The sequence below is a fragment of the Acinetobacter sp. SwsAc6 genome, from assembly GCF_013391565.1.
GTDB classification, from domain to species: domain Bacteria; phylum Pseudomonadota; class Gammaproteobacteria; order Pseudomonadales; family Moraxellaceae; genus Acinetobacter; species Acinetobacter cumulans.
Genome location: NZ_JACAXE010000051.1, coordinates 1 through 12,176 on the forward strand (window position 1 = coordinate 1; position 12,176 = coordinate 12,176).

Here is a 12,176-nt window from a genome sequence, read left to right on the forward strand (position 1 = left end):
AAGCAAAAAATGGACAATGCCTATCCAAAATTGGAAATCTGCTATGAACCGCTTTAGTATCATGTTTGAAGAGCGTGTAACCAAGTATTTTTAAAACTGTATTTACACAGAATTATTTACACCCTCCGAACGTCATATTTTATTAGAAAAAACCAGTTCTGAATCTTTTATTTTATCGGCAATTGGCGAAAAGTTTTTTGATGAATTACATCCATTGTATTTAGGTTAGATTGAATAGCCACCATTCTCCTAGACAAATTTCGTCTATTCTGTCACTGATACAGTAGAGCATTTATGTGTATCGTGGTAGCATTTATCAATGATTTTAAACCTTAATCATTCCACCTATAATTAAGTCAATTATTGAATCGCCATATTGCTTTAAACCATCAATATCACTCGGATTTGCAAGAAAACGTAAAGCACCATTCATGATCATGCCAATGATGTTATGCCCCGTATTTTCACAATCCAAATTGGCTCTAAAAAAAACCAAGTTCAACACCGTGTTTTAAGTAATTGGCAGTTAAAATGCCGCCCATTTGCATAACACCTTGCACAAATTGAGTAAGTTCGGCATCAATTGAAGTCGCTTCAAGTAACAGCAACTTCAAAGAGAGAGGATTTTCTTGAGCAAACTGTCTTAAACGTTCAGAAATATGCTGACATTGCTCACGATACTCTTCGACATTCTTTACCGCCTGAGGTGTATTTTCACCAGAGAGAAGCGACATAATTTTTTGCATAGTATCAGAAATGACATGCTGCAAGCCCATAGTATATTGTCGAAAATATTGATGAAATTTGTCTAGGTTAAACCATTGTAAAAGAGCATACTAAAAACGATAATCGCCTCTATATTGATGTTGAATGCTCTTTTAGTAAAAGCTGTATATTGTCAAAATTTAATAGAGTTATAAGGGTAGTGGGGCAGTTTGGTGGTGGAAAAACTGTTATTTGATTAAAAAAACAACACTTAAACTATGTATCCTGGCGTGTATCCTAAATATTATGAAAAGTAATTAATTGATTAAAAACAAAAGGGTAGGTGGAGGTTTTCGTCCATGTGGGCCCACCATATAAAACAACCACTTAGGTGCATTAATCCTAAGTGGTTTTTTAATGAGTTATTTTATTTAAGAAAATTTAAGTGTTTGTTTTATTTGTATTAAATTATATCTACTCCAGCTGATAAATTAAAAACTAAAGTTTTACAATGAATTATGTAAATATGTTGTAAAAGATAAATGAAATATTTTGGATGTTTATACATCTATTGAGTTAATGTGTGATTTATCTTGAATTGACTTAAATCAAGTGCAAAATGGAAGGGTATTTCTCTATAGCCCTATGTTGCTTAATTTTACTTACTATTTATTTTTAACGAGTAATATTACAAAAATCAAAACTTGGTGATGATTCTGTCCCAATAAAAATCAATAAAAGAAAACCCAGAGAGTTCGACCAGGTCTACTTGCAGCATTAGCTATAAAGTTTTAGATAAATTTCAATACATTGCTGTAATTCACTTAGCATTGCCCATTTTAAAGGTGGCTATCGCACGTTGGCGTGACATTTTTAAATCAATGATAGGGTGCGGGTAGTCTAAATTGGAATCTGTAATATAAGCATAAGGCTCATGAATCTGTTTAGCATCACAGCTGGCCAGTTCTGGCACCCAGCGTCGAATATAATCGCCTTGAGCATCAAATTTTTGTGATTGGCTGGTTGGATTAAATACTCGAAAATACGGCACAGAATCTGTACCTGTTGAAGCAGACCATTGCCAACCACCGTTATTGGCGGCAAAGTCGCCATCGACGAGTTGTTGCATAAACCATGCTTCGCCTTTACGCCAATCAATCAATAAATTTTTGGCTAAAAACATGGCGCAAATCATACGAACACGATTATGCATCCAGCCTGTGGCTAACATTTGGCGCATTCCAGCATCCACAATAGGAATACCAGTCTGGCCGTATTTCCAAGCATTTAGTGCCTCGTCATCTTGTAACCACGAAATATTTTCTGTGTTCCGTTTAAACGGAAGATGCTTAGATACATGCGAAAAATCAGCCATAACATGTTGATAAAACTCACGCCACAATAATTCATTTAGCCAAAATTGCTGGCCTGAGTTTTGAATATAAAAGTGGCCTTGTTGAGCATTAAATAATGCCTCTAAACATTGCCGAATAGATAGAATCCCAATATTTAAGTAGACTGAAAGCTGGCTAGTTCCTTCAATTGCAGGAAAGTCGCGGGTTTGATCATATTGCACTAGATTTGAATCTATAAAATGCATTAAGTGATCGAGAGCAACTTGCTCTCCCACAGGCCAAAGCTGTTGCTTTTCTGCTGATATTGCTTCAAACCCCAATTGTTCAAGACTAGGTATAAGGTTGTCGATTCCTTCATTATCAAACACCATTTGCTGTGCTTCAATAGCTGGGAGAGCTTGTGGCACGCAAATATTTAGTTGCTCTATACAGTTCTTTTTGAAGGCACTAAATACTTGATAGGGTTGGTTTGATTTGTTGCGAATCGTATGTAAAGGAAAGATTGTTCGATCTGTATATTGCTCAAATTGACAATCCATTTTTGACACTTGAGTTGCAACAGATAGATCACGTTGCTTTTCATTCCAGCCATTTTCAATATTGCAATGTATGGTTTTAATTTGAAAGCGTTGGCAGAGCTGTTTGAGTGCTGCTGGAATATCTTGCCAGAGTGGCACGGTTTGAATATGTAGAGGAATATTGAAAGCACGTAACGAATTTTTTAATTCGGCTAACTGACGTAAATAAAAATCAATTTTAATAGTCGCATCTTGATGAAGTTTCCATTGATCTGGACTTAAGATTACAACAGCCATACAGGGGCCATTTTGTTGTGCAAAATATAAAGCACTGTGATCTTGAATGCGGAGGTCATTACGAAACCATACCAATTGCATCATATTTAATTTCTCTGCCTAAACTAAAATGAGGGTAGTTAAAATATGTACTTTGCAAATCCTAATGGAGTGATGCTACATATTGTGCGCGAAGGTATTGGTAAATATACAAGCTACTTTTAAATTGTGTAGAAAATTTCGTGAACAATTGTTTAAATTTGATAAATTAAGCAGTTACAAGCTAGATTTTGCTATGATCAGTCTTTAACATGCTAAATAACCTAGTGCATTTAAATGAGTGAGCTCACTTCTCGCTAGGACAGAAAAATGAAGGATTTTATAATGAAGTTGAAAACAGCCTTATTTGTATTGGTTTCTGTTGTTTCAGTTGCAGCGCTTACGGCTTGTGTTAAAAAAGAAGCAGCGCAAGAGACTGCTCCAGCCCCAGCAACAACAGCAGAAGCTTCAGCAGCTGAAACCCCTGTAACGAATATTGAAGTTAGCCCAGATATGATTGATGCTGCACCATTAGAAGGTCAAGCAACATCGGAAGCAACAGCAAAATAAGCACGAACGGCTTTGTGAATACATCTTATGTTAAGCGATTTCGCGAACAGTACTTAAAATTACAAAGCCGTTTATTCAAGTTGAAAAAAGTCTTATTTTAAAGGCGATAGCTGATTAATTTCATTTACAACGTGTATCGAATTGATGAAAGCAATTAGAATCAGTTGTGATTGTTCAATATGGCAGTTTAAAGCTAAAAACTAGCATGTTGCATCGGCTTGAAAGAACTGGATTAACTTGCAGTCTTATTGAGCCATAATGCAGATTTTTCATGGATATTCCATGAAGCCCAATCATGTGAATCAATGCGAATCACCATGAGTGCATCTTTGGCATAAATATGTGACAGCAGTTGGTCTCGAATTTCCTCAGAGCTCAGCTCACTCAGTAAAATCCAAGTGTCTTTGAGGGGGGTAATAGGTTTGATACTACTCAATTGAATAATTTTTTTCTCGAGATCATCATATTCTCGTTTTGATCTTGCTTCTAAGCTTATTAAATAAGTGGTCATGTTGAGTCTCATTGTATATAGAGATATTTTTTTGTTGCAAGAGTTTTTACTAAATAACACTTTGTTTTAAAATAAAGTTTTTGAAATATATAATCATTATCCATATAGAGTTCATCATAAATATTTTGTTGAAAATATTCAATAGTTTTGTTAACCCGTTCACTGTTTTTGGATGTTCTGCCAAAATCTGTATTATTTGTAATATTCTGATGAATGGAATTTGACAGGCTTAAAAAATATGATAATAAATAGGTATGGTTTTAACCTTATGGTGAAAACCGAAGCATTTCAGGATGAAATTGCTTAGAAGCGTTTTATAAAATTAAACGGGAGTTTTAACAACATGCTTCATTTATTTAGAAAACTATTTTGTATGCACATTTATGAATATGAGCAAATGGAAGAAATCGGTACGCACAAGGAATGTCGCAAGTGCGGTGATACTAAATAATAAAAAAGTGAGCGAAAGCTCACTTTTTTATGGTTGATGTTTTATCGTGTGTACTGTTGACAGGGTGATTTCATATTACAATGTGCACCTACTAAAGATATGAATACGCACATGGCAAAAGATTTTCAATCAGATACTTACGTAGTCGATGATCAATTACAGGATACTTTGACTTGGTTATGTCATCATCAAGAGAGTTTTGATTCTTTTCGCTACGATGCCATTGATGCTGAATTGGTGGTGTTTCATGCCAATGGACAAGATGTTATTAAAGAAGGTGATTATTTGAATGCACGTTATGGAATTTTAATTACTGCACATAATTTTGCAAAATAACTAGCTGTCTTATAAATAAAAAAGCCCAAATTGAATTGGGCTTTTTCAATTTTTGGCCTTAGCTTGCCATCGCGTCAACTGAAAGTTCTGCAACGGTTGCTTTTGCTTTTTCAGCCGTTAAACCGAGTTTCGCAAAGAGTTGTTTATCTTTACCTTCACCCGCATTTGGTGTGGTCAGTAATTTTTCACCAGAAAATAGGGAGTTAGCACCAGCCATAAATGCTAATGCTTGGTCTGAATCGGTGAGGGACTCACGGCCAGCAGATAAGCGAATGTAGCTTTTAGGCATAATAATTCGCGCTACAGCAATGGTACGGATCCACTCAGTCACATCAAGCTTTTCAACATCTGCCAGCGGTGTCCCGTCAATAGGAACAAGCATGTTAATTGGTACTGATTCAGGATGAATGGCTAAGGTTGCCAACTCCTGTAATAAACCAATACGGTCATTGCGGTTTTCACCTAAGCCGACAATACCGCCACTGCAAACTTTCATGCCAGCACCACGGACATATTCCAAGGTGTTTAGGCGATCATCAAAAGTACGAGTACTGATAATGTGAGAGTAATATTCGCGTGAAGTGTCAAGGTTATGGTTGTAATAGTCCAAACCTGCATCTTTTAAACGTACGGCTTGAGATTCATTCAACATGCCAAGCGTCATGCAGGTTTCTAGGCCTAATGCTTTTACTTCACGTACCATTTCCAAAACATAAGGCATGTCGCGCTCATGTGGATTACGCCATGCAGCGCCCATACAAAAGCGTGAAGAGCCTGATGCTAGGGCTTCTTTCGCTTCGGAAATGACTTTATCAACCGCAATACGTTTTTCAGCCTCTAGGTTAGAGTCATAATGTGCAGACTGTGAACAGTATTTGCAATCTTCGGGGCATTTACCTGTTTTAATGGAGAGGAGTGTACTGACTTGAATGGTATTGGCATTAAAGTTTTCACGATGTACACGTTGAGCTTCAAAAACTAAATCTAAAAAAGGCTGCTCATATAAAGCCTGAATCTCATTTCGAGTCCAGTCATTACGTAAAGTCATGTGGAGTCCATCATCATTGTATTTTACTTGGTATTTACTATACAGAAAGCGTGCCAATGCAAAAGGCAATAACTGTCAACTTTGATAGTATCTCTCGATTAAATTACAAAATGTATGGAAATATAAGATTGTATAATTACTTACAAAGTTGCTGAGATTTACAGTAAATTGCTCACAAAGTTTTTTTAGGGCTTTTTGATTTTGTAAGGAATGAGTCGGTTCGGTTTTGAAATATTGCAAACTTAACAGCAAACTGGTTGAGCTTAATTTGCTGTAAATCACTTAAAAAATATCACGATTTTGACTGTTGTTCGGCAATTGCCCAGTCGATGTGGACTTGCACAATTTCATCATGCAATGCGCGGTTCTGCTGTAAAGCATGCAGGATTTCTACAGAATAATCTGCATTGCCTAAGCCAATCGCAATATTACGCATAAAGCTTTGGTAGCCTGTACGACGGATTGGACTACCTTCAGTACAATTTAAAAATGTTGTTTCATCCCACTGCCAAAGATCCAATAATGAAACCTGATCTAAACCGTGGCGCGGGTTAAAGTCCTCTATCGAGGTCTTCTTGGCAAAACTATTCCACGGGCAAATGAGCTGACAGTCATCACAGCCAAACACTCGATTACCTATGCCTCTACGCAGTTCTTCTGGAATGATGCCCTTATATTCAATAGTTAAATAGGCAATGCATTTACGTGCATCCAGCATGTAGGGTTCAACAATCGCCTGAGTTGGACAGATATTGATGCAAGCGGTGCACGAACCGCAATGTTTTTCTGCAGGACTATCAAATGGCAAGTCCAAAGACGTGAATAGCTCGCCAAGCACAAAAAAAGAGCCTGATTTCTTATGAATCAGTAAGGTATGTTTACCCGTCCAGCCCATGCCAGCATTTTCTGCTAAGGATTTTTCAAAAACGGGCGCAGAATCGGCAAAGGGGCGTGATTCAAAATCACCCACTTTTTCGCGAATAACTGTGGCTAATGTTTTGAGGCGTCCACGCATGGTTTTATGGTAGTCGCGACCACGTGCATAGCGGGCAATGATGGCAGCATTGGGTTCATGTGGCACATAACGGGGCTTTGGTGTTTCAACTAAATAGTCCATACGCACACAAATGATGCTTTTTGTACCTGGGATGAGCAAAGTTGGGTCGGCACGTTTTTCTAAATTTTCTTCCAAAAATTTCATGTCCCCATGATAGCCACGTTTTAAATATTCTTTAAATCGGGGTAATTCTGCTTGAGCATCTGGTTTGGCAATGACACAATCTGAAAAACCCAAAGCCAAAGCTTGAGCTTTAATCCATGCTTTTAGTGTTGCTGGATCATCTTGATTGAGCTGAATTTTTGATTGAGCGGTAGTTGCCATAAACCATTTGGAAGGAAGAAGAATGCAACAGCAAGTTTACCATAGCCACGCTATTCAAGCATGGGAGCAACGTTGGTTTGGCCAGCAAAACAGCGCTTATGGCTTAATGAAACAAGTTGCATGGATGACCGCACAGCGTTTAATTTCATGGTTCGATTTGCAGTTTGAGTCTCGTAATAAAGCAACAGTAGCCATGTGCTGTGGTCAGGGAAATAATGCAGGTGATGGCTATTTAATTGCAAAATATTTGTTTCAAGTGGGTTTTAGGGTAGATGTTTATACAGCGCCTTTAGGTATGTCTAAAGATTTACATGCAGCAGAACAAGAAGCGCGAGAGTCGGGTGTGCGTATTATTTCAGGCTTCGATTTTCAACAAAATTACGATGTTTATATTGATGCCTTATTTGGTATTGGTCTGAACCGACAGTTAAATGCAGAATGGCAACAGATTATTCAACGCGTTAATGCGCAATATGGACTAAAAATTTCGATTGATATTCCAAGTGGCTTGCAATCGGACAGCGGACAGCCTTTGCCTTGTGCTATTAAAGCTGACTATACATTTACAGCGTTAGGATTAAAAGCGGGCTTATTTACAGGACAAGGCAAAGAATATGCAGGTGCTGTAGAGGTGATTCCTGCCTTACCGATTGATGATGCGCTTGAAGCAATCGCATATCTTTCGCCTTTAACGATCAAACTCCCACAGCGCAAGGCATTTGGGCATAAAGGCAGTTATGGGCATGTACTGGTGGTGGGTGGTCATGCAGATATGGGGGGCGCAGTGATCATGGCGGCTGAAGCTGCATTCCATGCTGGTGCAGGTAAAGTCACCGCTGTATGTGATGCTAAACATCATACTGCAATATTAGCGCGTGCTCCGAATATTATGCTTCGGGATATGAATGCCTTATCAACTTCCGATGTGCAGGCTTTAATTGCCCATGTCGATGCTGTGTGTTTTGGTATGGGGCTAGGGCGAGATGACTGGTCAAAACAGCAATTTGAGCGCTGGTTTCCATTGATTCAGCAGTCTACATTAGAAGTTGTATTAGATGCAGATGCCTTATGGTTTTTGGCTGAGTCACCTGTAGAGTTGAATAAGCATAGTTATTGCACACCACATTCGGGGGAAGCTGCTAAGCTTCTTAATATGAGTGTGGCAGCGATAGAATCCGACCGCATTCAGGCGATTTATCAGCTACAGAAAAAATATGCAGGGCAATGGGTGCTGAAAGGTGCAGGTAGCTTGATTTTACAAGAACAGCTCTGGATTTGTACTGCGGGCAATGCGGGCATGGGCACGGGTGGTATGGGCGATGTGCTAGCTGGCATGATGGCCAGTTTAAAAGCTCAATTTTATGAGGAGATTCATTTGCATGAAATTGTGACTTTACATGCATTGGCTGGGGATGATTTGGCACATAAAGGTATGCGTGGTTTGCAAGCACAGGATATGGCGCAAGCTGTGTATCGTGTTGTGAATGGACATACATTGCCATGAATAGAAAAGCACTCAAATTATGCATTCATGGTCAAGTACAAGGCGTAGGCTATCGGCGCTGGTTCGAACAGCAGGCGATTACCTTAAATTTAAAAGGCTATGTAAAAAATCTAAGTTCAGGTGATGTTGAAGCGGTTATTGTAGGCTCTGAGTTAGATGTTTCTAAAATGCTTGTGCTGTGTGAAAGTGGCCCTATACGAGCAGTTGTTACAGCTATTGAAAGCACAGCTATAGCTTTTGATGAAGCAGAGTTTACAAACTTTAAAATGCGACGTTAACAGTTGTAGTGCAGTATAAAACCCTACAACTTTTCTGTTTTAGAAGATGAATTAGCGACGTCTTGAACTATAACGGCTACGACCACGTGCCATACCACCCAAAGCATTTAGCACTGCCATTTTGCTCATGCTGCCAGATGCATGTGCATGGCAAATGGCTGCAGCTAAAGCATCGGCAGCATCTTGTTGTGGTTTAATGTCTAAGTTCAGTAACTTCATGACCATCATTTGTACTTGTTCTTTATCAGCAGCGCCGTAACCGACCACAGATTGTTTGATTTGGCGGGCTGTATATTCTGCAACTTTTAAATCTAAATTGGTTAAAGCGGCAATGGCAGCACCACGAGCTTGCCCAAGTTTTAAGGCAGAATCTGGGTTTTGTGCCATAAAGACTTGTTCGACAGCGGCTTCGGTTGGACCATGAAATTTGACAATACGGTCAATGCCAGCAAAGATACGTTTTAGGCGCTCAGGCATTTCAGTGGTTTCAGTGCGAATCGTTCCAGCATCAACAAACGTCAGTTTTGAGCCTTCATGTTCGATGATCCCGTAACCAGTAAGACGAGAACCAGGGTCGATACCAATAATTAATGGCATATTTGCCCTTTAAAAATAAAAATATGCCCATATTGTTACATAAGCGGATCAAAAAAGCTTGATAGTGATTAAGCACTTGATTGATGCACTTTATTTATTTAATTGAGATTTGATTAATTTTCATGAAATTATTTCTGATTGTACTTATTGGCTTAATCCTAGAAGTCTTTGTTTGGATCGGCGTGGGTGACCTTGTAGGCAGTATGTGGTATGTATTCTTCTGGTTTGTTGCTGCATTTTTTATTGGTATGAATATGATCCGCAAATACTCTGCGGGCCTAATGCCTCAAATGCAACAAATGCAGGCTGGTCAAATGAGTGCAGATCCAGCACTTTCAGGTAATCTTCCTAAAATTATTGCAGGCTTTTTGCTTCTAATCCCAGGCCTTATTACAGATGTATTGGCACTGTTAATTTTAATTCCACCTGTACAAAATGCCTTAAAAGCCACCATGATGAATGTGATGATGAAACGTCAACAAGCCATGATGGAAAAAATGATGGGTGGCATGATGGGCGGTGACATGGGAGGCATGGGTGGTACTCAAGGTCAAAACCCATTTGCAGACATGATGCGTCAAATGCAAGACATGCAAAACCAGCAAGCAGGGCGCGACTCTAGCATTATTGATGGTGAAGCACGTGAAGTGACACCAGATGCTAAGAAAATCGAAATGAAAGATGTGAACCCTAAATAGAACTTAAAACATCGCTATGATTAAGCTGGACATTGCTCCGGCTTTTTTTATGCAGTATTCGGTAGATAGCAACAAATTATTTGAACTATCGATATAATAATGCAGTTTTTAATATGATGTAAAAATGAAATGTCTTTGCTCTTCACGATTTGTTTGTTGCACTTTGTTGCGCAGCTCAGTCCAGGTCCCGACGTACTTTTAATTGCGAAAAGCGCAGCATCTACTACACGTGCAAATACACTTAAAATTATTGCAGGTATTTCCGTTGGTATTGTTGCATGGGTAGTGTTAACACTTTCTGGTTTTACAGTACTCGTGGAGCAATTTCCTTGGATTCAACAGGTATTAATGTTGGTCGGTGGACTGTTCTTGGCGAAAATGGGCTGGGCGATGTTCAATGGAGGCTTAAAAAGCTTGAAGAAAGTCGCAAGCTTAGAATCAGACAATGAATCAGAAGCCACTAAAAACTACTTCATGCTGGGACTGTTGACCAATTTATCTAATCCTAAAACACTGATTTATTTTAGTAGTGTATTTTCTTTGGCCTTAAGTTCTTCTGCGGGTACAGGGCTCAAAACACAATTGGCAATCATTATTCCAATACAAACATTTTTGGTTTTTAGCTTGCTGATGTTGATCCTGTCTATGCCAAAGATCAAAAGCTTATATCAGCGATCTGGAGCTTATATTGATGTCATTTCAGGTCTGCTTTTTTTAGGCTTTGCGATATGGCTGTGGCTTGATGCGTTAAAACTTGTTTGATACCTCTAAGTGGCTTGTAGCCTAAATTGTATGTTTATTTTGGTAAAGACAGTTATTCGTCAGGGGATGTTTTTGGTGTTTAGACAGGACGATGTGTCCACTACAGAAAATGCCAGTGTCGAATTTGATCATTCACGGAACTATTTTGTCGAAACCTTTGCTAGTTGAGCTACATGCGTATTGCTTTCCTTAACCACAGTTTCGTTCGTGATGGTTTCATGTGACGGTATTTCAGTTGTTAAAGACGCCTGATAACGATTGGGGTGTAATGTTGTCTCAGTGTTTTCAGAGCCTTTATAGCTACGACTCCGATTTGCACGCTCTCGTAAACCACCTTTTTTAATTAGCTGAACCATAGTCATTCCTCATTAGCTTCTTTTATTTTAAGCTAAAACGAATCATAAAAAAGCAGAAGAAATATACGAATAAAGAGGGAGGCTATAGGGCCTCCCAAATGTATGGCTCATATCTAAAAATTAGCGCTTATCGTTTTGTTGTAGTACTTCAAAAAGTGATTGTTGTTTGGGTATTTCTTGATGGTCTTGTAAATAAACATGCACGACTTTAAAAACGATAGATACGACTAAGCAGGTCAGGATGCAAAAAATCCAAAAGCCATAAGGGCTACGAATATTATGAGAGCCACAAGAGGAGCATTCTTTATCGCTTGAAGCTAGGGCTTTATTACAACAGCCACAGTGGTATTGATAGTGCATTGTATTTCTCCATTATTCTTTTCTACTGACCAACATTCTTGTTGTTATTGTCAATCATCAATCCGTGATGAATTTTTATCTTAATATCTAAAGAATCACTTGTACAAGTGAAAATCCGTTAGTTTTGCTCATTATCGTGTAAGCCATCACGACTATAGCGGTTAATATCTGTTTTTAATTGAATTAATAAATGCAACAAGACATGAACGCGTTGAGGAAATGTCATACGAAAAAAAGCCAGTCCTAAGACTGGCTTTTTTGCTTTAATCAGTGTGAATTACATAATTACTGACCTGAACGGATGATGTAATCGAATGCTGAAAGTGATGCTTTCGCGCCTTCACCTGTAGCAATGATGATTTGTTTGTAAGGCACTGTTGTACAGTCACCCGCAGCGAATACACCTTTCACATTGGTTTCGTTGCGTTCGT

14 protein-coding genes and 1 pseudogene are annotated in these 12,176 nt (G+C 38.6%); 6 read left to right on the top strand and 9 right to left on the bottom strand.

The window, feature by feature from the left end; translation table 11 throughout:
• Positions 1–482 precede the first annotated feature (482 nt).
• Together HYG93_RS19570 and HYG93_RS18650 are read right to left on the bottom strand one after the other, a co-directional pair.
• Positions 483–734, bottom strand: a complete 252-nt coding sequence (locus tag HYG93_RS19570; protein WP_252150019.1) for a hypothetical protein — start codon at positions 732–734, stop codon at positions 483–485.
• 791 nt (positions 735–1,525) lie between these two features.
• Positions 1,526–2,956, bottom strand: coding sequence for a deoxyribodipyrimidine photo-lyase (locus tag HYG93_RS18650; RefSeq protein ID WP_178962769.1), 1,431 nt, complete (start codon positions 2,954–2,956; stop codon positions 1,526–1,528).
• A 282-nt stretch (positions 2,957–3,238) separates the two neighbouring features.
• Between HYG93_RS18650 and HYG93_RS18655 the strand changes: the two genes are divergently transcribed.
• Positions 3,239–3,463, top strand: coding sequence for a hypothetical protein (locus HYG93_RS18655; protein WP_227865889.1), 225 nt, complete (start codon positions 3,239–3,241; stop codon positions 3,461–3,463).
• A gap of 232 nt (positions 3,464–3,695) precedes the next feature.
• On the opposite strand, the gene HYG93_RS18660 is transcribed toward HYG93_RS18655, so the two are convergent.
• Positions 3,696–3,974: a hypothetical protein gene (locus HYG93_RS18660; protein ID WP_106986644.1), complete on the bottom strand. Its 279-nt coding sequence runs from the start codon at positions 3,972–3,974 to the stop codon at positions 3,696–3,698.
• A gap of 562 nt (positions 3,975–4,536) precedes the next feature.
• Between HYG93_RS18660 and HYG93_RS18665 the strand changes: the two genes are divergently transcribed.
• Positions 4,537–4,761, top strand: a complete 225-nt coding sequence (locus HYG93_RS18665; protein ID WP_106986651.1) for a hypothetical protein — start codon at positions 4,537–4,539, stop codon at positions 4,759–4,761.
• 58 nt (positions 4,762–4,819) lie between these two features.
• On the opposite strand, the gene bioB is transcribed toward HYG93_RS18665, so the two are convergent.
• Positions 4,820–5,809, bottom strand: a complete 990-nt coding sequence (bioB, locus tag HYG93_RS18670; RefSeq protein ID WP_106986643.1) for a biotin synthase BioB — start codon at positions 5,807–5,809, stop codon at positions 4,820–4,822.
• Positions 5,810–6,101: 292 nt separating this feature from the next.
• Entirely contained in the window at positions 6,102–7,190 is a 1,089-nt protein-coding gene (gene queG / locus HYG93_RS18675) for a tRNA epoxyqueuosine(34) reductase QueG (protein ID WP_121533366.1), read from the bottom strand.
• Between the two features lie 22 nt (positions 7,191–7,212).
• Here queG and HYG93_RS18680 point away from each other — a divergent pair, with 22 nt between their 5' ends.
• Positions 7,213–8,694 carry an NAD(P)H-hydrate dehydratase gene (locus tag HYG93_RS18680; RefSeq protein WP_178962767.1) on the top strand — a complete coding sequence of 494 codons (1,482 nt, stop codon included), beginning with the start codon at positions 7,213–7,215 and terminating at the stop codon, positions 8,692–8,694.
• Complete coding sequence (locus HYG93_RS18685) at positions 8,691–8,972, top strand: acylphosphatase (protein WP_178962768.1); 282 nt, start codon at positions 8,691–8,693, stop codon at positions 8,970–8,972. The genes HYG93_RS18680 and HYG93_RS18685 overlap by 4 nt, the downstream gene beginning before the upstream one ends.
• Positions 8,973–9,023: 51 nt before the next feature.
• Here HYG93_RS18685 and ruvC read toward each other — a convergent pair whose 3' ends face one another.
• On the bottom strand, positions 9,024–9,569 hold the full coding sequence (gene ruvC, locus HYG93_RS18690) for a crossover junction endodeoxyribonuclease RuvC (RefSeq protein ID WP_106986639.1): 546 nt from the start codon (positions 9,567–9,569) through the stop codon (positions 9,024–9,026).
• Positions 9,570–9,691: 122 nt separating this feature from the next.
• On the opposite strand from ruvC, the gene HYG93_RS18695 reads away from it, so the two are divergent.
• The gene (locus HYG93_RS18695; protein WP_120365027.1) at positions 9,692–10,267 is read left to right on the top strand and encodes an FxsA family protein; all 576 of its coding nucleotides are present in this window, start codon (positions 9,692–9,694) and stop codon (positions 10,265–10,267) included.
• A gap of 129 nt (positions 10,268–10,396) precedes the next feature.
• The gene (locus HYG93_RS18700) at positions 10,397–11,029 is read left to right on the top strand and encodes a LysE family transporter (RefSeq protein ID WP_106986637.1); all 633 of its coding nucleotides are present in this window, start codon (positions 10,397–10,399) and stop codon (positions 11,027–11,029) included.
• A 140-nt stretch (positions 11,030–11,169) separates the two neighbouring features.
• Here HYG93_RS18700 and HYG93_RS18705 read toward each other — a convergent pair whose 3' ends face one another.
• The 3 genes and pseudogenes from HYG93_RS18705 to HYG93_RS18715 all read right to left on the bottom strand — a co-directional run.
• Complete coding sequence (locus HYG93_RS18705; RefSeq protein ID WP_117008152.1) at positions 11,170–11,385, bottom strand: hypothetical protein; 216 nt, start codon at positions 11,383–11,385, stop codon at positions 11,170–11,172.
• Between the two features lie 120 nt (positions 11,386–11,505).
• Positions 11,506–11,745, bottom strand: a complete 240-nt coding sequence (locus HYG93_RS18710; protein WP_106986635.1) for a hypothetical protein — start codon at positions 11,743–11,745, stop codon at positions 11,506–11,508.
• 285 nt (positions 11,746–12,030) lie between these two features.
• Positions 12,031–12,176 (bottom strand): annotated as a pseudogene (locus HYG93_RS18715) (pyridine nucleotide-disulfide oxidoreductase); the annotation flags it as partial.